Annotated in this window: 11 protein-coding genes; 8 read left to right on the plus strand and 3 right to left on the minus strand. The window is 39.4% G+C overall.

The window, feature by feature from the left end; translation table 11 throughout:
- The first annotated feature begins 28 nt into the window (after positions 1-28).
- Genes D2V08_RS04560 through D2V08_RS04585 form a run of 6 tightly spaced genes read left to right on the plus strand, consistent with a single transcriptional unit; the run spans position 29 to position 13,027 of the window.
- A complete protein-coding gene (locus D2V08_RS04560) occupies positions 29-3,337 on the plus strand; it encodes a VCBS repeat-containing protein (RefSeq protein WP_119606899.1) in 3,309 nt (1,102 codons plus the stop codon).
- Entirely contained in the window at positions 3,334-6,681 is a 3,348-nt protein-coding gene (locus D2V08_RS04565; protein WP_119606900.1) for a CRTAC1 family protein, read from the plus strand. The genes D2V08_RS04560 and D2V08_RS04565 overlap by 4 nt, the downstream gene beginning before the upstream one ends.
- The gene (locus D2V08_RS04570) at positions 6,674-9,913 is read left to right on the plus strand and encodes a VCBS repeat-containing protein (RefSeq protein WP_119606901.1); all 3,240 of its coding nucleotides are present in this window, start codon (positions 6,674-6,676) and stop codon (positions 9,911-9,913) included. The genes D2V08_RS04565 and D2V08_RS04570 overlap by 8 nt, the downstream gene beginning before the upstream one ends.
- Positions 9,914-9,923: 10 nt before the next feature.
- Positions 9,924-11,255, plus strand: a complete 1,332-nt coding sequence (locus D2V08_RS04575) for a vanadium-dependent haloperoxidase (RefSeq protein WP_119606902.1) — start codon at positions 9,924-9,926, stop codon at positions 11,253-11,255.
- A 22-nt stretch (positions 11,256-11,277) separates the two neighbouring features.
- Positions 11,278-12,177: a GyrI-like domain-containing protein gene (locus D2V08_RS04580; RefSeq protein WP_119606903.1), complete on the plus strand. Its 900-nt coding sequence runs from the start codon at positions 11,278-11,280 to the stop codon at positions 12,175-12,177.
- The gene (locus D2V08_RS04585; protein ID WP_119606904.1) at positions 12,170-13,027 is read left to right on the plus strand and encodes an NHL repeat-containing protein; all 858 of its coding nucleotides are present in this window, start codon (positions 12,170-12,172) and stop codon (positions 13,025-13,027) included. The genes D2V08_RS04580 and D2V08_RS04585 overlap by 8 nt, the downstream gene beginning before the upstream one ends.
- Before the next feature lie 2 nt (positions 13,028-13,029).
- Here D2V08_RS04585 and D2V08_RS04590 read toward each other — a convergent pair whose 3' ends face one another.
- A complete protein-coding gene (locus D2V08_RS04590) occupies positions 13,030-16,743 on the minus strand; it encodes a metallophosphoesterase (protein ID WP_119607698.1) in 3,714 nt (1,237 codons plus the stop codon).
- Between the two features lie 54 nt (positions 16,744-16,797).
- Between D2V08_RS04590 and D2V08_RS04595 the strand changes: the two genes are divergently transcribed.
- Positions 16,798-17,991, plus strand: coding sequence for a Pycsar system effector family protein (locus tag D2V08_RS04595; protein ID WP_119607699.1), 1,194 nt, complete (start codon positions 16,798-16,800; stop codon positions 17,989-17,991).
- A 5-nt stretch (positions 17,992-17,996) separates the two neighbouring features.
- On the opposite strand, the gene D2V08_RS04600 is transcribed toward D2V08_RS04595, so the two are convergent.
- Positions 17,997-20,372 carry a GAF domain-containing protein gene (locus D2V08_RS04600; protein WP_119606905.1) on the minus strand — a complete coding sequence of 792 codons (2,376 nt, stop codon included), beginning with the start codon at positions 20,370-20,372 and terminating at the stop codon, positions 17,997-17,999.
- Positions 20,373-20,489: 117 nt separating this feature from the next.
- Between D2V08_RS04600 and D2V08_RS04605 the strand changes: the two genes are divergently transcribed.
- Complete coding sequence (locus D2V08_RS04605; RefSeq protein WP_119606906.1) at positions 20,490-21,386, plus strand: metallophosphoesterase; 897 nt, start codon at positions 20,490-20,492, stop codon at positions 21,384-21,386.
- On the opposite strand, the gene D2V08_RS04610 is transcribed toward D2V08_RS04605, so the two are convergent.
- Positions 21,383-22,642 carry an aminotransferase class V-fold PLP-dependent enzyme gene (locus D2V08_RS04610; protein ID WP_119606907.1) on the minus strand — a complete coding sequence of 420 codons (1,260 nt, stop codon included), beginning with the start codon at positions 22,640-22,642 and terminating at the stop codon, positions 21,383-21,385. The two genes, D2V08_RS04605 and D2V08_RS04610, sit on opposite strands and share 4 nt — an antisense overlap.
- Positions 22,643-22,720 lie beyond the last annotated feature (78 nt).

Here is a 22,720-nt window from a genome sequence, read left to right on the forward strand (position 1 = left end):
GAATTATTTAAATTACTCCCTGCTATTGATGAAAGAAATGAGAGGACTACTTTGGATTATTTTTGGTGTCGCACTTATCTTGACAAGCTGTGGGAAAAACAAAGTGAACACGCTCTTTGTTAAAAAAGATTCTCGACACACTGGGATAAAATTTAACAATCATCTTGAACAAACTCCGGAACTCAACATCTTAAATTACCTCTATTTTTATAATGGTGCTGGCGTTGCCGCTGGCGATTTTAATGGTGATGGTCTGGTCGACCTTTACTTCACTTCCAATCAAAACGAGGACAAATTTTATCTAAACCAAGGCAACCTCAAATTTAAAGATGTAACCGTTCCTTCTAACTTAATCAACCAAACAGGTTGGACAACCGGTGTTACACATGCTGATGTAAATAATGATGGCCTTTTAGATATTTATGTTTGCAACGTCGGTGACCATGGTGCTATAAGCGGACAAAATTTGCTATACATAAATCAGGGCAACAACGAACAAGGTATTCCCACATTTAAAGAAGAAGCTGCAAAATATGGATTGGATTTTATAGGCTACTCCACCCAAGCAGTATTTTTTGATTACGATTTGGATGGAGATTTGGATATGTATCTCTTAAATCATTCCGTAAATCCGAATCGTTCCTATGGTAAAGGTGCGAAACGAAAAATTGTTGACTCCATGTCCGGTGACATTTTCTTTAAAAACGAAGATGGCAAGTACATTGATGTCTCCAAAGAAGCTGGGATCTTTCAAGGAACTATAGGGTATGGTTTGGGACTTGCCATAAGTGATGTAAACAATGATGGTTATCCAGACATCTACATTGGCAATGATTTCTTTGAAAATGATTACTTATACATCAATCAAAAAGATGGTACATTTAAAGAAATCATCTCTGAAGATGACAAGAAATTAGGGCACACAACCCACTTTTCCATGGGTAACGACATAGCGGACATCAATAATGATGGCCTATCCGATATTTTATCCTTGGATATGCTCCCCGAAGATTTGGAAACCTACAAAACATCAGGACTAGAATATCCGTACCCAGTGTACCAACAGTATTTAAAAAATGGTTTCGCTCCACAGTATATGTCAAATGCCCTTCATTTGAATTTAGGTGACGAAAACTTTGCGGAAATCGCCAATTTAAGTGGTATAGATGCCACAGAATGGTCTTGGGGCGCATTATTGGCGGACTTTGACAATGATGGATTTAAAGATGTTTTTGTTTCCAATGGCATACAAGGCGTTACAAACGATATGGACTACATAAATTACATATCGAACGAAGAGATCCAACAAAATATAGAAAAAGGATTGTCCGACAAGGACATGGAACTTATTGACCGCTTACCTCAGAAAAAAGTACAAAACTATTTCTATAAAAATTACGATGGCACACGTTTTACAAATGTTACCGATACATGGGCACCAAAAATAGATTCTTATAGTAATGGCTGTATTTATACCGATTTAGACAATGACGGAGACTTGGATATCGTCGTTAACAATGTCAACCAAGAGGCCTTTGTTATGGAAAATACCCTCAACACCGGAAATTATGTCAAAATTCAATTTCAAGGAGGTCCAAAAAACAAATTTGGGATAGGTGCAAAAGCCATCGTATTTAACAAAAAGGGGCAATCAGTTCAAGAGAATGTTGCTACTCGTGGTTTTATGTCTGCAAAGGACAATAGCCTGACTTTTGGAGCTGGAAAAGATTCCATCATTGATTCCATCCAAATCATATGGCCCAAAGGCAACTTTGAAACTTTGTATAAAATCGCCACCAATCAAGTGTTGAAGGTTTCCCATTCCAATGCATCGGGAAACTATTTTGAGGATACAATACACAAAACATACCCAGAGTATGAGCATTCTTCAAAGAACATTGATTTTGTTCATAAAGAATACCCCACTTTGGATTTTGACCGAAATCCACTAACTCCTTTTGCCTACTCCAATGAAGGTCCTTCAGCAGCCGTTGCCGATGTAAACGATGATGGGCTAGATGATGTTTTCATTTGTGGTGGCAAAAAACAAGCTTCAAAACTTTACCTGCAAGATGACAGAGGAAACTTCAATGGGCATCAAACCCAACTATTCGAAGAAGATGCCATCAATGAGGATATTGATCAAGTATTTGTGGATACAGACAACGATGGAGACCTCGATTTAATCGTTGTAAGCGGCGGTAATGAATTTACAAATGGCAAACCAATCCAACCAAGATTATATCGTAATACCAAAGGTACATTCACCAAAGAGGAAAAAATCTTTGAAGAACTGGAGGTAAACGCATCAAAAATAGATGCCGTGGACTTTGACAATGATGGTGACCTCGACCTTTTTATCTCTTCAAACGCAGTACCGACGCAATTTGGAAAGAAAAGTCAACAATATCTTTTGGAAAATGATGGAATTGGCAACTTCCAAGAGGTAACTACTTCCTTTGCTCCAGAACTAAAAAATATTGGCAACGTAAGGGATTTTGTATGGAAAGATCTTGATAAAAACGGATTTCAAGATCTTATTGTGGCAGGTCATTGGATTCCAATCACCATCTTCTTGAATAACGGCAAAAAACTGTCGCCATATGAAAATAATGGGCTTGCCAAAACCAATGGTTGGTGGAACTGTATTGAACTTGCAGATATGGATAACGATGGGGACCTGGACATACTAGCAGGAAACTGGGGGCTGAACACCAAGTTCAATGCCTCGGCAGAAAAGCCTGTTACACTCTATATTAATGACTTTGACGGCAATGGTTCCATTGAAACCGTTGTCACACATTACCATGGTGAACGAGAGACAGCTTTTGCGTCCAAAGATGAACTTGCCAAGCAAATGCCCTTTTTGAACAAAAAGTTCCTTTTCTATAAAGACTTTGCAAAAGCATCTCTGGAAGAACTATTCGGAACAGATAAATTAAAAGAAGCAACAAAAAGGAAAGTGTATATACTTTCCACTTCATATTTTGAAAATGATGGCAATAACAACTTTAAATTAAAAGAATTGCCACGTTTAGTACAATCCTCATCCGTAAACGATATTCACTTGGTAAAAAACAATAAAGAAAAGATTAATGAAATATTAATGGTGGGCAATAATTTTGAGATAAGCACCCAACTTGGTAGATTGGATGCTTCACACGGATTTTTATTGCAGAATAGCGACAACGGAGATATTAGTTGGAAGCAAAACCTGGGGATTTCCGGTGCAGCCAGAAAAATTGAAAAAATAAATTGTAATGGGAATGAGGAATTCATAATAACAATGAATAATGATGCTCCCATTTTTTTGGTCAAAAAACAAAAAGATAAATGAAACTGAAATATACAGCTATATGCCTTCTTTTGTTAGGGATAGTTTCTTGTAAAAACAAAGAAGCAGACCAACCGGAGGAAAAAAAGAATATAGAGACGCTTTTTACCTTGTTGGAACCTGAAGAAACAGGTGTTACGTTTATCAACAAGGTCGAAAACAAGAAGAACTTCAACATATTCAAATACCGAAACTTCTATAACGGTGGTGGTGTTGCCATAGGTGATATCAACAACGATGGGTTGCAGGATATTTACCTTACCGGCAACATGGAACCCAACAGACTTTACCTAAATAAAGGAGATATGAAGTTCGAGGATATTTCTGAAAACGCAGGTGTTTTAGGTAATAAACCATGGTCCACGGGCGTCGTAATGGTCGATATTAATCATGATGGGTTGTTGGACATTTATGTTTGCAATGCAGGGAACATGGAAGGCAACAACCATGACAACGACCTCTACATCAATAATGGAGATTTGACTTTTTCCGAAAAAGCAGAGGAATATAATCTTGCCAAAACAGGTTTTACCACACACGCCTCCTTTTTTGACTATGACAAGGATGGAGATTTAGATGCATATATTCTTAATAATAGTAACATTCCAGTAAGCAGCCTTGGATATGCAGAGCAACGGGAAGTAAGGGCCCAAGATTGGGAGGGAGTCCCGGACATTTTTAAGGGTGTAGGTGATATGCTCCTAAGAAACGACAACGGTAAATTTGTAGATGTTAGTGAAGACGCCGGAATCTACGGGAGTCTTATCGGTTTTGGTCTTGGTGTACTGGTGACAGATTTTAACGGTGACCTTTACCCCGACATTTATGTCTCCAATGATTTTTATGAAAGGGACTACCTCTACATCAATCAACAAGATGGCACTTTCAATGAAGAAATCACAGATTGGACATCACATTTGAGTCTTTCGGCCATGGGAATCGATATCGCCGATATCAACAACGATGGGCACAACGACATTTTTATTACCGATATGCTTCCGGAAGAAGAGTCCAGAGTAAAATCTGTAATGGAGTTTGAGGGATACAATATTTTTGACCTTAAACAAAGTAAAGATTTTGGCCAGCAGTATATCCAAAACACCTTGCAGCTCAACAACGGCAACGGTACATTCTCAGAAGTGGCCTACTACAGTGGTATTGACGCTACCGACTGGAGCTGGGCAGGGCTTATGTTCGACATGGACAATGATGGACTTAAGGATATATTTATCACCAATGGTATTAACCACGATCTTACCGATTTGGACTTCGTTGACTTTTTTGCCAATGAGATTGTCCAAAAAATGGCATTGACCGGAAAAAAGGAGTCTATTGATTCCATAATAAGCAAAATGCCGATAAAGCCACAACCGAACTACGCCTATAAAAACAATGGGGATATTTCATTTAAAAACGCCAATAAAGAATGGGGGTTTGAGCTTCCCTCCCGTTCCAACGGTGCTGCCTACGCGGATTTGGACAATGATGGTGATTTGGACTTGGTAATAAATAATGTGAACACTCCCGCCTTTATTTATAAAAACAACACCGATTCCCAGTTAAACAATAATTATATCCAACTTAAGTTCAAAGGGCCGGAAACCAACCCTTTTGCGGTAGGTACGTTGGCCAAGCTCTATTTTGATGGCAACATTGTAAACCAAGAATTGATTCCTTCGAGAGGATTTCAGTCTTCCATTCAGTATGACATGACCTTTGGATTGGGTCAATCCAATAAACTAGATTCCATTCGTATTGTATGGCCGGACAACCTCACCCAAAAATTGGAAAATGTAGCGGTCAATCAAGTGTTGACAGTTGACCACTCCAACGCAAATGAAACCTATACAATACCCAAGAAAGAAGCTAAAAATCCCTTTTTAAAGGAATTGAACACCGATGTAGTTACAGCGCACAAAGAGGATAATTACAACGATTTTGATTACGAAGGTCTTATTGCCCACAAGCTTTCTCAAGAAGGTCCTTCATTGGCAATTGCAGATATAAACGGTGACGGTAACGAGGATATTTTTGTTGGAGGAGCAAAAAATCAATCCGGGGCAATCTATCTCCATAGAGGAAATGGAAAAGTTGTCCCAAAGAAATCCTCCGTTTTTGATGAGGACAAAGAGTTCGAAGATGTGGCTGCCGCCTTTTTAGATGCCGATGGCGATGGAGACCTTGATTTAGTTGTGGGTTCTGGCGGTAATGATGTAAGTATGCAACGTAATTATGGAGCACGCTTATATTTAAATGATGGACAGGGCAATTTTTCAAAATCCGAAAATGAACTGCCATCAACATTTAAAAATATTTCCACAATATCACCGTACGATTATGACAACGATGGCGATGTAGACCTATTCATAGGCTCCCGAAGCGTAGTAGGTGTTTATGGCATATCTCCTGACCATTTACTACTGGAAAATATGGGAGACGGCACCTTTAACAACGTAACGGAACGTTTGGGATATGACCTAAAAAATGCAGGAATGGTAACCGATTCCAAATGGGAGGATATCGATGGAGACGGAAAAAAGGATTTAATCGTAAGTGCTGAATGGGATACGCCAAAAATCTTTAAGAATACAGGTAGAAGGTTGTCAAAAATGACCAGTTCGTTGGATAGTCTTTACGGATGGTGGAACACCGTTGAAACCGCAGATTTGGATGGTGATGGTGACCAAGACCTAATTTTAGGCAATCAGGGACTTAACCTTCACTACAAACCAACGGAATACGCCCCAATGAAAATGTACATCAACGATTATGATAATAATGGTACCATTGAGCAAATCATGACCATGCAAGAAAACGGTGGCGATTATCCAATTCATCAAAAAAGAGAACTTACGGAACAATTGCCTTCACTAAAAAAACAAAACCTAAAGGCATCCGATTATGCCCACCGCACCATCCAACAGCTTTTCCCAAAAGAAGTTATGGACAAATCGATTGTGAAAAAAGTGGAAACCTCTGCATCAGTTATCGCAATAAACGAGGGTAGTGGCAAATTCACCATTAAAAATCTGCCTCCACGTGTTCAACTTTCTTGCGTATGTGACATCACCTGTACCGATGTAAACAATGATGGTAATTTGGATCTCATCATGGCTGGTAACAACTACGAGTTTAAACCGCAATTTTCACGTCTGGATGCAAGTCAAGGAAATCTGTTGTTGGGAGATGGTAACCTAAATTTTACTTGGCAAGACTACCAAACCAGCGGCTTCAAGATCAGGGAAGAAGTAAAGTACCTGAAGCAGTTCAAGGATAAAAATGGTAAAACATACGTTGTTGCGGCCATTAACAATAATAAACCAAAGATTTTTGCCCTAAATGAATAGGTTACTAATCATATTACTAGCAACAACATTAGTTGTTTCCTGCAAAAAGGGAGGTAGTCTTTTTGAAAATCCTGATCCTCAAAAAACTGGGGTGGATTTTACCAATACCCTAACCTCTACAAATGATTTGAGCATTTTGGACTACCTCTATTTTTATAATGGAGGTGGTGTATCTATTGGCGATATCAACAATGATGGTTTGCCGGATATTTTCTTTACCGGAAACCAAGTCAAAAACAAATTATACATAAATAAAGGCAATCTTAAGTTTGAAGATATCTCAAACTCTGCTGGAATTGAAGGAAACAGCAGTTGGAACACAGGGACTACAATGGCCGATGTAAACGGAGATGGCCTCTTGGACATTTATGTTTGCGCGGTGGTTGGTATCAACGGATTTAATGGATTCAACGAACTATATATAAACAACGGAGATAATACATTTACCGAAAGTGCGGCAAAATATGGACTTGATTTTGATTCCTACAGCTCCAATGCAGCTTTCTTCGATTATGACTTGGACGGAGACTTGGACCTTTATTTGCTCAACCATGCTGTACACACCCAAAATTCCTTTGGACGTTTTGATTTGAGATACGAGCGACGTTATGAAACAGGTGATAAATTGTTGCGCAACGACAATGGTAGATTTACCGATGTAAGTGAAAATGCGGGTATATATGGAGGCATAAATGGTTATGGACTTGGTTTGGCCATTGCCGATTTTAATCAAGATGGATATCCGGACATATACGTAGGGAACGACTTTCATGAAGATGACTATTATTACCTCAACAACGGCGATGGTACTTTTACAGAGAGTTTGAAAGAATACTTCGGACATACCTCGCGATTCTCCATGGGGAACGATGTAGCCGATATTAACAATGATGGACGACCAGATTTCATCTCGTTGGACATGTTACCGCAAGATGAAGTTGCATTAAAATCTTCCGAAGGGGATGATAACATCCAAACTCAAAAAATGAGGATCGATCGTTTTGGGTACCATTATCAGTTTACACGAAATATGTTGTTTGTCAACCAGCCCGATGGCAATTTCATGGAAACTGCTTTGATGAGTGGTATTGCCGCGACCGATTGGAGCTGGAGCGCCCTTTTTGGGGACTATAACCTTGATGGTCAGCAAGATGTTTTTATTTCCAATGGAATTCCAAAAAGACCGAACGACTTGGATTTTATCAAATTTGTTTCCAGTGAACAAATTCAGCAAAAAATGGACAACACTAAACTTGTTGACCAAAAAGCGTTGGATTTAATGCCCTCTGGAAATGTGCACAACTATGTATTTAAGGGAGGATTGGACCTAAACTTTCAAGATATGTCCGGAGAATGGATTTCAAAGGACACCTTGATTTCCGGTGCAACTGCAATGGGCGATCTCGATGGTGATGGCGATTTGGATTTGGTGACCAACAACATCAATCAGCCTGCATCGCTATACATCAATAAAACAAACGACAAAGGAAATTACTTAAAGCTAAAGTTCAATTACACCGAAAACAACAGGTTTGGCATTGGGACCAAAGTGTATTCATATACCAAAGACGGACTCCAATTCAAGGAGTTATTCCCAACACGAGGTTTTCAAGCATCATCGGAACCGATGGTACATTTTGGATACCAGAATGTGGAGCAAATTGATTCCATAAAAATTATATGGCCCAATAAGACCTATCAAGTTTTACAAAATGTTCCAGTAAACCAAACAATAATGGTGGAGCCCGATAACACCGAACTATTTGACTATAAATCCCTTCGCAATACAAAAAATCACCGTTTTACATTGGTGGAAAACAATCTGGGATTGGATTTTGAGCACATAGAGGACAACTACACCGATTTTAACCGTGAAAAATTAATTCCATATCAAATTTCCGATAGAGGACCGGCCCTTGCCATTGGTGACCTTAATGGTGATGGCAAAGAAGATATTTTCTTAGGAGGCTCTAAATACAAACCATCACAAATCTATATTCAGCAAGATTCATCCTTTGTAAGTCAAAAATTTGATGGCATTCAAAAAGATTCCATACGTGAAAATATCTCGGCAGCAATTGCGGACTTCAATAATGATAGAAAAAATGACTTGATCGCGACTTCAGGAGGGGGAGACTTTTATGGTAAATCCACTCCTCTTTTGGACGCCTACTATGTTCAAAAAGATACTGTTTTTAATAGTATGGAGCTTCCGGAATTCTATCAAAATTCTTCGGTTGTAAGACCTTTTGATTTTGACAATGATGGTGATTTGGATGTTTTTATTGGAGGACATACCATTACGGCAAAATTTGGAAAACCGGCCACTTCATTTCTACTAGAAAACGATGGCGGAACATTTAAAGTAAAGAGAGGCTTTGAAGAACTGGGCAAGGGAATGGTTACTGATGCCATTTGGAGTGATTTTGATGGAGATACCACTACCGATTTAATTTTGGTCGGGGAATGGATGTCTCCCAAATTTTTGAAATATCAAAATGGCTCTTTCACCGAAATAGAACAGGAAAATATTACTGGACTTTGGCAAACTATAGAAGCCTTCGACATTGATGAAGATGGCGATATGGATTATCTTTTGGGCAATTGGGGAACAAACTCCAAGTTCAAGGCCTCTAAAGAACATCCGATGAAATTATATTTCAACGACTTTGATGAAAATGGTCAAACAGAAACGGTAACCGCCATGGAAAAGAATGGGGACTACTATCCACTGGAAACCTTGGATGGGCTGGCATCGCAAATGGTGTACCTTAAAAAGAAATACACAACATACAAGTCCTTTGCTGGGAATACCATGGAAGAAATTTTCGCCGAGGATATATTGGAGGCATCTACTCAATTGGAAGTCAACACACTTAAATCGGGGTATTTAAGAAATGACAATGGCACCTTTATTTTTGTTCCCTTTAGGAACGAACTTCAAGTATCCCCTATCATATCATTTTTAGTAGATGATTTTGATGGTGATGGCACAACCGAAGTATTGATTGGTGGAAATTATTTTGGTGTAAAACCTTATCACGGCAGACTCGATTCATTTCCGGGTGCCCTTCTCAAAAGTAAGGACGACATTGTTCTGTGCAATCAATTAGGGTTGGATTTCACCAAAAAGTCAATTCGTCACTTAAAAACAATCACACTAAACAATCAAAAGTATTTGTTAGCCGTATTCAATAACGATAAAGCACAAGTCTATAAAATCAATAAGTAACAGCAAGGCCATGAGAAAAAGAATAAGTTTAACCGCAGCACTATTATTGGTTCTGGCATCATGTCAAAAAAAACAGGAACCTGTTGAAATTACTCCCGAAGAATATCACGCTTCTGTGGACAAGGTAATCGAGATAATGATTCACGATATATTCTCTCCCCCAGTGGCCAGTAGAATATTTGCCTACCCAAATATTGCGGCTTATGAGATAATAACCAAGAATAATGACACCTATAAGTCATTGGCAGGACAGGTAACCGGGCTGAAAAGTATTCCTGATCCGAAAAATGATGAAAGTATCAATTATGAAATGGCGGCATTGATTGCCCAAATGGACCTAAGCAAAAGACTTATCTTTTCTGAAGAAAAGATGGAAACATTTAGGGACAGCCTATACACCATATGGATGAACAAAAACGAGCCTGTCTTTAATGCCTCCAAGGAATATGGCCTGCAAGTAGCTGATCATATTGGTGAATGGATGGACAAGGACAACTACAAGGAAACTAGGACGATGCCCAAATTCTCTGTGGACTCCGACGATCCATCCCGCTGGCAGCCCACTCCCCCAGCCTATATGAACGGTATTGAGCCACATTGGGAAAAAATTCGTCCTTTTGCCATTGACTCCGCCCAACAATTCAAGCCCATTCCTCCTCCAGAATTTTCTATGGAAGAAGATTCTGATTTTTACAAAGAAGTAATGGAAGTGTACGAAGTGAGAAAAAATATGATCGGTAAAGGTGATAAGTCAGATGAAATAGCCATTGCCCAATTTTGGGATTGTAATCCTTATGTATCAGTTACCAGAGGACACTTAATGTTCGCCACCAAAAAAATTACCCCCGGGGCGCATTGGATAGGAATTGCCAAAATAGCATCAAGAAAAACAGATGCTGACTTTGCCAAAACTGTCTACGCCTATACCAAGACCTCAATAGCTATAGCTGATGCTTTTATAAGCTGTTGGGATGAAAAATATAGAAGCAACTTAATACGCCCAGAAACGGTTATCAACGAGTATATAGACGACAGTTGGGAGCCTGTGCTGCAAACGCCTCCGTTCCCAGAATATACAAGCGGACATAGCGTAGTATCCGGTGCTGCGGCCATAGCGCTAACGGATATTTTTGGGGATAATTTTGCCTTTGATGATGATACCGAAGTAGCTTATGGCTTGCCTGTACGTTCCTATACCTCTTTTAACCAGGCATCTGATGAAGCTGCATTAAGTCGAATGTATGGTGGCATCCATTATCGTGCGGCCATTGAAGTTGGAATTAAACAAGGTAGGGACCTTGGGAAATTTGTAGTGGATAAATTGGACATGACAAAAGGCTAATCCGTATTTTTGCTCCAAAGTTATGAGGAAGATTATTTCAATAATCCTGGCCCTTGTGGTGGGAGTAATTTTGTGGTACCTGTTTTTAAAGCCCCAAGATTATCAAGTTAATTTTAAGGCGAAGGCAATTCCCGGAACCATATTCGAAACCGTAAAGGCTTGGAACAAGAGCTTCGACTCTATAGTACCTGTGGATTATATAAGCCCAAGCCATTTTAAGCAAACCATTTTCGTGAACGATTCCGTTCATGTGTATGAATGGGAAATAAATCCGGTTCATGATTCTTTGAGCGAAGTTCAGGTCAATATCAAAGATCAAGATCATTCGCTTAACAACCGCTTGGCCGTTCCTTTTTCGGACACCGATTTTGAAAAAAGTTCTAGAAAATTGCTCTTGGACTTTAATGATTTTTTGAATGAACATATAAAAGGTTTCAACGTTTCCATTGAAGGGGAAGAAGAAACTTTTTCCTCATTTTGCGCCTGCATTCAACTCAAAACATCACCAGAAGACAAGGCCAAGGGCATGATGGCCAACTATAATTTTCTAAATGCCATTCTATTGGAGAAAAAAATTAATTTGAATGGGCCCCCTTTTGTGGAAGTTTTGGATTGGGATTTGGAAAACAACAGTCTTTCCTATAATTTCTGCAATCCAATTATTCGCTCCGAAAGACTACCCGACCATCCTGATATTGAATACAAACGTATCTTTAGTAAAAATGCCATCAAAGCTATTTACCACGGAAACTATATTACCTCGGACCGAGCATGGTATGCCATAATGGATTATGCTAAAAAGAAAAATATTCCCATAGAGAAAAAACCGATTGAAATTTTCTACAATAACCCCAATATGGGCGGAAATGAGTTGGAGTGGACCACGGAGGTATTTATGCCGATAAAGGAATCCAATGAATAAACTCATCCTTATTTCTTTATTAATCGTAGTACAAGCTTGTGCCCAAAGAACCTATTTGGGCGAGTTGGAGGACTTGGGCAAATTCCCTTCCAAACTTAAAGAAGTATCCGGGTTGCAAGTTACCGAAGATGGTAAAATCTGGGTGATTGAAGACAGTGGTAACAAGGATCAGATATATAGGGTCAATAATGATGGTAAAATCTTGGAATCATTAAAAGTTGACCATGCCAAAAATAAGGATTGGGAAGATTTGACCATGGATGATGATGGAAACCTATATATCGGTGATTTTGGTAATAATGGTAATGGGCGTGAGGACTTGGTCATATACAAAGTGTCCAACGATGAAATGGACAAAAAAAAGCCCAATGCCGACAAGATCGAGTTCAATTACCCACAGCAAAAAGATTTCCCACCCCAAAAAGACAGTCTTTATTTTGATACGGAAGGATTTTTTCACCTAAATGACCATCTGTACATCTTCACTAAAAACCGTACAAGGCCATACTCTGGAAACACTTTGATTTATCGTGTACCGGACAAGGAAGGGGAATACGAGGCAGAATTTTTGGGCTCGTTGTTCTTATGTGCCGACCAAGACCATTGCTCGGTGACAAGCGCCGATATTTCACCGAATGGTAATACCATAGCCTTATTGAGCTATGGGTTCGTATTTTTACTAACCGATTTTAGCGTTCCGGACTTGACCAAAGCGTCAATAAAAATAATTGACTTAAAAACTGACACTCAGGTTGAATCGATTTGTTTTGCGAACAACAACACACTCTTGATTGCCGATGAAGAGAACAGATTCGGGGGTCGAAAACTTTATGAGTTGAAATTGGATTAAAGTTAAAATCCAAATCCAAGGCCAAAGGCAAAACGTAGACCATCCGCACTATTAAATAGCCCAAAATTAGCAGACAGCACATCTGCACCATTCAGGAAAAATCCACCTCCATAAGAATTGTGCCATTTGTCTGATTCTTCACCCGGGAACCAAACACGACCATAATCGAACCCTCCATAAACACCCGGGGTTACCGGAAGAATACCTGTCTTTGTGCGCCTAAAACTATATCGTAAATCTGTGTTTTGAAAATAGGCCGTTTTACCTGAAAACCGCTGGAAACGGAAGCCTCGAAGACCGTTGTTGCCCCCAATGCTGGCAGCTTGATAAAATTCGTAGCCATTCCCAATGGTAAAATGCCCTTTAAATTTAGTGGCCAAGACCAATTGTCCGTCCGCAGTAAGCTTATGGTCCATGGAAAATACAGGGATAATGTACCCAAACGTTCTGGATGAATCATCCAAATTGGTCTTAAAACCACCCTCCAAAGCAAACGCCATTCCCAATGTTGGAAATGCTTCGTTATCGGTGTTGGAATAGCTGTATTCAGCATCAACGCCAAAGAAACTCAAATGATTTTCCTCTCCATTTTCTAAGTAAAACTCATTGATAAACCTATCTTCAGTTTCTTCAATCTCAATATTCTCGTAAGCAACGCCCAATCGTATTTTAGAACCGAAAAATCCACGCCATACCAAGGAAGGAGCAAACTTAAGGGTTCGTATTCGGACCCTGTTGTAATCCAATCCCTGAGGTTCATCATCGTCATTATTAACAGTTTCATTTCCGAAGCCGAAAAAATTTCTAGTAAAATTGGGACTGGTAAATAGGGCATGTAGTTCTAGGTTTACCTTATTAAACACGTGGGCAAACTCTCCCCTATATCCTAAATCAAAACCATTGGTTGCAAAATAATAGGCCGCGTTAACCGTATGCTGTTGTGTAAACGGATTTTTTCTGAACCCATTAAATGTATAGGTATCGGTCAAACCTATCCTAACCCCATCATCAGGATTAAAACCTATTGTTGGTAGTATCTGGTTATTACTTCCTTTAATATTTAAAAACTCGTAAGTATTGGTATTGTAATCATTTATCAAGTTGATTTTCCCTCCATAAGCTTCATCCAGGGTGTTTTTCTTGGACTTGAAATCGTAGACCAGCAGTTTTTGTGAGTTTTCGGAAATTTTATAAACATCATTGTTCTGTCCACCAATAATGCGCACTTTTATTTTTGATGTTTCTGTTTTGGCATCGAACACATCATCATCATCCAAACCATAGATCCAAATTTCCTTAGTATAATCCGGGTTATACACCTTGTTAAAAAAAAGATCTGTCTTCTCGCCTCCTTTTATGCGGTATGCTTTTACCTCAACATCTCCGTTGGGCAAGGAAACAATATTGAAATAATCGTCTTTATCCGTTCCGGTAATCACACTATACTTATTCAAAACGGCAAAGTAGTCAGTTGCTGTTTGGACCAGATTTTTCTTTCTGGCCAGAAGTATATTTTTGATCTCGGTCAAAGTTTCATCCCGAACTTCTTCGGGAAAGGCCATAAAGGCGTCATCAATAATTTCTGCATTCAAGTTTTTCTGAATAAACTTGGCCTGGTCCATCCATGTATCCAAATCCACTTCCGATAACAGAGCCATATCCAAAGCAAATGTTCTTGGTGACGATGTAAATCCTTTTACGCTCCTTATTTTTTCATGGAATCCTTCAAAAATACGTAGACCTGGAACCGCTCTGGAGCCAAAATTCATGATGAGTCCATCTCCCCAGCGCGAAAATACCTGGTCTCTGTCCCTCGGAATTGGTTTGTACATTTTATTTCCATCTTCGGTCTCAAATTCGGCCCACCGCCATTGATCTACGTGCCTATCCCAGTCGCCAACAAGGATATCAAAAAGGCGAGCTTTTACATATTCTTTCTGGTCGATGCTATACTCCTCATCTTCTCGGAGTTTGTCCAAAAGGTCGTAGGTGCTCTCGATTTTTTTGGTGAATCCAAAGCTTTCCAAATTATCGTGATCATCGGAAACGTGCTCCTCGATCATATACAACTCATCACCAAACTCCTTATTGAAATCTCCCAAAACAGATTGTTTGGGAACGTAGTACAACTTAGGGTTGGTATGGTATATCCCAAGGGCACCCGATAGTTTATCCATAGTAAAAGGAGCGTAGGGATGTGCCCCAGTATAAAGATCCAATAACAATTTTTCCGTGTATGTATCGTCAAATTGTCCAATAATATATTGATCTTGGAAGGCAATGGCCTGCAGGTATCTTTCGGCACTTTTTCGCAAGCCCCTCATCACATATTCCCTGCCTTCCCGATCAGCCAATCGTAATGAGTTGGATTGATTCCCCCCTCCCTTTCTAACAACGGTCAATCCTCCGAAAAGGGTGTCCAATCGCACAGTGGGAGCCTTAACTATGGTCCCATAGTATTTTCTGTACCGTTCCCCCCATAACCATTTATGAAATCCACTCTTATCTATTTGCTCTGGCTCATAAACTGAGGCCATTTTGTATGCTGGAAAATCATCAGAAAGTTCCACCTTTTTATTTGACCTATCGGGCGGCAACACTTCCGTTTGATATAATAGGGTGGTTGAATTGGCATTGGCACCGTAAAACTCAACTTGAGACGAACCATCTTTAAACACCTTTAAAATCGCATATCCATTTCTTCCTGTTGAAAATTTACTGCCGTTCAACAGTCGGGTAGCTCCAGTTTTTGCTCCGGAGCCACTTACAATTTGAGGTTTGCCATATCCCTCGATGTACTGAAGCGTATGCTCGTGTCCTGAAGCAAAAATTACCTTATCGGAATATTGTGAAAGGGTAAGTATCCTGTTCTTTAACTCATTGTACTTTTTATTGGACAAATCCTCTGCTGTGGCTCCGGAAGTTTTTCTCATGAGATTGATTGCAGACCCGAAAATTGGCAATGGCACCTTTCCTCCGCTGGGATACATTCCTTGTTTAAAGGAAAATTGACCACCGTGCGAACCATAGGAAAACATAGGATGGTGCATGGCTATGATTACGGTTTTGTCCCTGTTCTTTTTGATCAAACCCTCCAGCTCCTCAAAAAAACGCTCCCTGTCCTTTATTTCACATTCATCGTTTATGGTCGGGTGCTTGTCCCAATTGACAAGGTACCATTCTGTATCTATGGCAATGACCATTGTATTTTCATTGATTTCAATGTCCTCGATAGGGCAACCATTTTCTGGTTGAAAAGCCTCATTATCATCCAATACGTCCTCAACATATTCTTCCTCCCTTTTAAGACCCTTTAACCCATTGCTGTACCAATCGTGATTACCTGGAATAAAAATGGTGTTTCCCTTAAAATTTTCCAAGGTGGCCAATTGCGCATCCAAATAGTGTTTAGAGCGTTCATAACCATCGCGATCATCATCCTTATCAACAAATCCCGCAGGATATATATTGTCTCCTAAAAAAATAGCAGTGCTATTGCTATCTGCGCCATCAAGAACCTTTTTAAATTCCTTTAATGTGGGATTGAGCTCGCCTATTGGGGATTTACCGGCATCACCTATTAAATAAAAAGTATGCTCAACCTCCTTTTGGTTTAATTCGGTAGTAATAGAAAAAGGTTCGGCGTATTTGGTTTCATAGGTAGCGCAACCATACACCAAAATAATTAATAAGACGAGTAAGTAATGTTTCTTCATATCCGACAAGGTTGATTCCAAAATTTTGTAATTTGGATGTCCCAATTAGGAGATATGTCGGAAATTGTTGATAAAACTAAACACTTCGTTTCTAAACTATTAACGGAAAAACTTGATTCCAAGTTCTTGTACCATAACTTGCGACATACCCAACGAGTGGTTAAAAGTACTAAAGAATTGCTCAATTATTATAATCTTGAAGAGGTTGAAAACGAGAGGTTATTACTGGCCTCATGGTTCCACGATGTTGGCCATATAAAAGGTTGGGAAGACCATGAAGAAAGTAGTTGTGAAATTGCCAGAGAGTTTCTCGAAAAAAACGATTACCAGCCTGAAGGTATTGAGCAAGTATGCTCGTTGATTATGGCAACAAAAATGTGCAACACGCCTTCCAACCTCATGGAAGGAATCATAAGGGATGCAGATATATCCCATTTTGCCAAGAAAAGTTATTGGGAAACCACCGATTTTTTAAAAGAGGAACTCAAAGAATTAGGAGTCGCTGATTATTCTGCCAAAGAATGGCGGGACAAGAACATTAAAATGTTCCGAACAAAGCATAATTTTTTCACGGACTATGCCAAGGAGAATTGGGAAGAGGGAAAACAACAGAATCTAAAAAAACTGCTCAAAGAGAAAAAGGCCGAAAAAAAGATTGCCAAAAAGGAAGCTTTAAAAGCAAAATATAAAAGTGAAAGTCCTGATAGAAGTGTTCAGACCTTGTATCGGGTGACCTTGAGAAATCACCTAAAGCTCAGTGATATTGCCGACACAAAGGCAAATATATTGTTGTCCGTGAATGCCATTATTATTTCATTGGTATTGGCCAACCTACTTACCAAACTGGACAATCCATCCAATACCTATATGATCTATCCCACGTTCATATTGATTCTGTTCAGCGTTGTTTCCATGGTCTTGTCCGTGTTGGCTACCCGACCTAATATTACAAGCGGTAAATTCACCAAAGAAGATGTGGAAAAAAGAAGGGTGAACCTATTGTTCTTCGGTAATTTCCACCAAATGGGTCTTGAGGAATACCAGTCGGCGGTACAAGAACTGGTAAAGGATAAGGATTATGTATACTCTTCACTTACAAAAGACCTCTACTATTTGGGAATTGTTTTAAACAGAAAATATAAGATACTGCGTTTAACCTACAACATTTTTATGTTCGGCATCATTATATCTGTTATTGCCTTTGGAATTGCTTTTCGATTTTTTGGCCCGGAGAGATTGATTTTTTAAAAAAATTAGGAGTTTAGTTCTTCCATTAAGTCATCGTAAGTATAGGTACGCTCCGATTTTTTGTCCTTTTGATATAAAATCTCAGCCCTTATCGCCTTTAATCCAGATACTCCTTGAACCCCTTCCAATTCCACAATCTCAATGTTGTTGGTAAAGTATCCCTTGGCCTTTAAAAAACTAATGTAACGCAGATATTCTTTCTCGTCCTTGCGTTGCGAATACACAATGGCCAGCTTTCCTTTTTGTGTAAGGCGCTCGTTGGTCCCCTTAATAAAGGATTTGTCAATACGCTTTTTGATGACTTCATATCTGGCGTTGTATGTGCCATCTACATCAAAACGCTTTTCATCCATTCTAAAACGAATGGCCAGAGAAGTGCTATAGACCAAAACCAAGGATGCCACATCCAATTTAACTGGAAGATGTGGCTTTAGAGCGTAGTACTTATTCTCCATCTCGCACATAAGCTGAAGCTGCCACAACCTTAGATTGCACAAGAAAAGTTCGTTGAATTCCTTATCCTTTGCAATGGAGTTTCCTATGTACATATTATGCTCCACCCCATCAGTCTTGTAACGTTCAAAATAATGCGGGAACATGTCTTGGGCCTCCTCTTGTTTTTTATCCAAAAGAGCAGCTAGTTTCATATTGGCCTCCATGACACTATTGTCATAATTTCTACGATGATCATAGTAGCTTTCGGTGGCCCTGTCTATCTTCTCGTTATATTTATCTAAAAGCACAACAATTTCGTCATCCTCTTTTTGAAGATGATTGAATACGGGGTCCACTTCTTCCTTTACAAAATCAAAGACGGCTTGTTCGGTATGGGTAAACAATGCCTCCTTAACCTCATTCAAATAATTGTTTACTCTGAACATTAACTCCTCATAAATGGGAAGCTTGTATTTTTTGAAAGCGATTTCCAAAACATCATTGATTTCAGAAAGCTGTATCATTAAATCCCTTTGGATGGCAAGATTACGTTCCTTTGCAGAATCCTTTATATCTATTTGTCCATATAACGGGTACACATCTTTGAAAACAATTTCTTCAAACATGGGTTCGTTGCCGGCTAATTCATCAGCCATAAAGCGCTTGGCCTCTTCTTGGAACTTCCAATATACCGATGGATGCACAGAGGTACACTCGTGCTGAATAACCGCATCAATTAAGTTCTCCTCTTCCTCAATGGTTCGCATTACAGCCGCAATAATGTACGGCATTACATCGTCCAACTTGTTTGCGTTAACACTGTTTAGCTCGTTCACTTTACCAGAAACCAGCTCAAGGACACCCAATAGCTCTCCATTGACAGAAATTGGCGCCAAAATGGCACTTTTAATGCCTTGATCCATTAAGTTTTTATAGGGCTGAACTTTACCCTCTGTTTTTTTATAATATTTCTCCACGTTAGAGATAGCGAAATACTTATTCTCTTTGAACAGTTTTCCATGGGAATAATTACAAAATGTAGAATCGCATTCCTCCGTATCCTTACCGTTGAGGATATAACTGTCCATGCCTTTACCGTATATCTTAAAAAAATGATTGGCTCCCGAATCATAACCCGCAAAACCAACCTTTATATCGTTAAGTTTAAAAAAGGACCTGAAAGTGTCTTCAAAATTCTCCATAAAGGACTCCTTGCCCCTTTGGGTCCTACCTATCAAGGTTGACTTTATTTCAGAAACGGAATGTTCGGCAGTTACATCGAACATATTAGATATTACAAAGCCTTTAGCGGTAAAACTATTTGGTGGTATTTTTTCTTTCCACAAATCCAAGTTGTAAAAGTTGTCCAACAACTCATCCACATCATCTTGTGTAATCTCCTTGGCCTTGTCGGTTGGAATAATTTCCATAAAATCCGCATTGTACAAAATACGGTACCTACGCATCACTCCATTGGTGTCTGGAATGTCATAAAAGAAAGGACGCCTAAAATCTAAATTATAGCCGTAATAGAACTTTAAGATTACGGTACATCTCATAATGTATCCGAACTCGTAAGGTATATTGGTTATTTCCAAGTCAAAATCCTCCCCTGCATCTTTCAAGATTTGACGAAACCGCTCAGAAGAGTTGAATACCAAATTTTCAAAGGGTGTGGATGCCGTCTTTATTTCATTCTTAGTTAAAATTGGAGAAAAAGAGTCCTCCAAAATCACTCGAATCACATCCTTGTGTTTGTCCAACAAAGACAAATCAGAAAAACCTTCTCTCAATTCTGGGTACGAAGCCTGTGTCTCCAACACATATTTTGCCCTTGCAGCAACATGTGGATTGGAGCTACTAAGCTGTTCATCATAATGTTCCAACAATTTGTTGAAACTTACTAATTGAACAAGTGGGCTTTCCGAGTGGTAATCGTGCTTCATTCCCAAGTTAGTCGAGGTTTAGCCGTCAAAGTTACAAAAAGTAGGAATGCATGCCCATTAATAGATATCTTTATGGACAAATCACCATTTTTAAGGATATTTAGCAAAAACTTTTCCATGTCCTCTTCAACACGATTAGACAGAGCCTACAAAAACGCAATGAGGATTCCATTCGATGAGGATTCCAAATTTATCTTTTTTAGTGATTGTCATCGTGGAGACAATAGTTTTGCGGACGACTTCGCCAATAACCGAAACATTTATTTCCATGCATTGAACCATTATTACAGGGAAGGCTTTAATTATATTGAACTTGGAGATGGAGACGAGCTTTGGGAAAATCTAAGTTTTGATTCAATTATTGAGGCGCATAAAAATGTGTATCAACTTTTACGACGGTTCCATTTAGAGAAACGGCTCCACATGCTCTGGGGCAATCACGATATGGTGTATAGGGATCCTGATTATGTGGACAAACATCTCTCCCATTATTTTGAACCTATTGATGGCTCCGACAAAGAACTTTTCGAAGGCATCACCTATCATGAAGCGCTCATTTTAAAACATACCGATACCGGTCAGGAAATTTTTTGTGTCCACGGCCATCAAGCGGATTGGTGGAATTATGTGTGTTGGCGTATCGGCAGGTTTTTGGTTCGAATTTTATGGAAACCGCTACAGGTGGTGGGTATTGCTGACCCCACCAGTCCAGCCAAAAATTATAAGGAGCTTATCCGCATTGAAAAGCGTATCAAACGTTGGATTTTAAAGAAAAACTTGCTTATTACACTCGCAGGACACACGCATCGACCTCGGTTTCCAGAACCTGGTCAAATTCCTTTTTTTAATGATGGGAGCTGTGTTCATCCAAGGAGCATTACAGGGATCGAGATTGAGAATGGGAAAATCTCCCTCATCAAATGGCATATTGATACCAAGCCCGATGGTACACTTCAAATTGTTCGGGTTTTATTGGAAGGCCCAGAAAAACTTCAAGATTACATCGATCACTAAGCTCGTTTTGCCATTGTTTTAATAGCATCTACAAATTGATCTAACTCTTCGGTAGTAGTAAAAACATTTGGAGTAATCCTACACCCATGCACATTTTCAAAATCAATGGCCACGGTCCAAACGTTAAATTCATCCAATAAGGTTTTGGCCATATCGCTTGGTTTCATGTTTTTGAGACCCACGTTAGCAATTCCACAGCTCCTATGAAGTTCAATAGGAGTGTTTATCACCACATTATCCACGTTCCTCAACTGATCACTCCAATATCGTTGTAAATAACGCATTCGCTTTTCCTTCCGCTCCATGCCAATCATTTCCAGATAATCTATAGAATCGTTTATGGTCAAGTCCGTATGCACTGGATGGGTTCCCGTATGGTTCAACCTTCGTATTTTGGTCTTATCGGTCTCGTGTTCTGCCAATAAGGGCCAAATTTTGGGAATTTTCTTCTCGGCCACATACAGCATTCCCGCCCCTAAAGGGGCACATAGCCATTTGTGCAAACTTGAACCATAGTAATCGCAATCCAATTCGGCCAAATCAACATCTATATGTCCAACACAATGGGCACCATCCACCATCACCTCAACACCATGTGAATGAGCCATGTCACAAATTTTTCTGACTGGTAAAATTTGTCCTGTAACGTTCACCATGTGGCAAACCATCAATAATTTAGTCTTGGATGTAATCTGCGATTGATAGAGGGACACAATTTCCTCATCAGATTCAGGGCGGTTGGGCAGTGATACTTTTTTGCAAACTATCCCATACCGATCTTCCATTTGGTGAAAGTGCACTTGCATTGCTCCATAATCCTGAACCGCAAAAACAGCCTCATCACCCTTTTTCCATGGATACCCCCCAATAATCATATCCAAAGATTCGGTAGTATTTCGGGTAATAACCAACTCTTTCTCCGAGCAGTTCACCAGTTCAGCTAACCGTGCAGCCGCCTTTTTCTTGTTCTCCCATTGTACGGTCCGCATGTAATAAGAGCCTTCGTAATTTACATGCTGTATATGCTCCATGTATTTTTCAAGAATGGGGGTGGGAACAATATTGTAGTATCCGCTTTCTAAATTGATGTAATCGGATTTCAATCTATAATCTTTTCGTATCCGTTCCCAAAATGCCTCGCTATCTTTATCCGGATATGGCATTTCTTTGAGTTTAACGTTATCCAGCGTAATTGGAAAAAGTGGGGCAGCCATGGCGGCACTTCCCATGTAACGTAAGAATTGTCGCTTTTTCATTATAGTGGTCGGTTGATTAAAAAAAGATTGGTACTTTTCGTTTTTACTTTGTCTCCAAGATACAATTTACGCCCATAA

This window comes from Flagellimonas lutimaris (assembly GCF_003581615.1).
Taxonomy (GTDB): domain Bacteria; phylum Bacteroidota; class Bacteroidia; order Flavobacteriales; family Flavobacteriaceae; genus Flagellimonas; species Flagellimonas lutimaris.

Bases quoted from the DNA above. Each gene is read 5' to 3' on its own strand.
- D2V08_RS04570 (WP_119606901.1), top strand. From the start codon at position 6,674: ATGAATAGGTTACTAATCATATTACTAGCAACAACATTAGTTGTTTCC.
- D2V08_RS04605 (WP_119606906.1), top strand. From the start codon at position 20,490: ATGTCCTCTTCAACACGATTAGACAGAGCCTACAAAAACGCAATGAGG.
- D2V08_RS04600 (WP_119606905.1), bottom strand. From the start codon at position 20,372: ATGAAGCACGATTACCACTCGGAAAGCCCACTTGTTCAATTAGTAAGT.
- D2V08_RS04560 (WP_119606899.1), top strand. From the start codon at position 29: ATGAAAGAAATGAGAGGACTACTTTGGATTATTTTTGGTGTCGCACTT.
- D2V08_RS04585 (WP_119606904.1), top strand. From the start codon at position 12,170: ATGAATAAACTCATCCTTATTTCTTTATTAATCGTAGTACAAGCTTGT.
- D2V08_RS04565 (WP_119606900.1), top strand. From the start codon at position 3,334: ATGAAACTGAAATATACAGCTATATGCCTTCTTTTGTTAGGGATAGTT.
- D2V08_RS04575 (WP_119606902.1), top strand. From the start codon at position 9,924: ATGAGAAAAAGAATAAGTTTAACCGCAGCACTATTATTGGTTCTGGCA.
- D2V08_RS04580 (WP_119606903.1), top strand. From the start codon at position 11,278: ATGAGGAAGATTATTTCAATAATCCTGGCCCTTGTGGTGGGAGTAATT.
- D2V08_RS04610 (WP_119606907.1), bottom strand. From the start codon at position 22,642: ATGAAAAAGCGACAATTCTTACGTTACATGGGAAGTGCCGCCATGGCT.
- D2V08_RS04595 (WP_119607699.1), top strand. From the start codon at position 16,798: ATGTCGGAAATTGTTGATAAAACTAAACACTTCGTTTCTAAACTATTA.
- D2V08_RS04590 (WP_119607698.1), bottom strand. From the start codon at position 16,743: ATGAAGAAACATTACTTACTCGTCTTATTAATTATTTTGGTGTATGGT.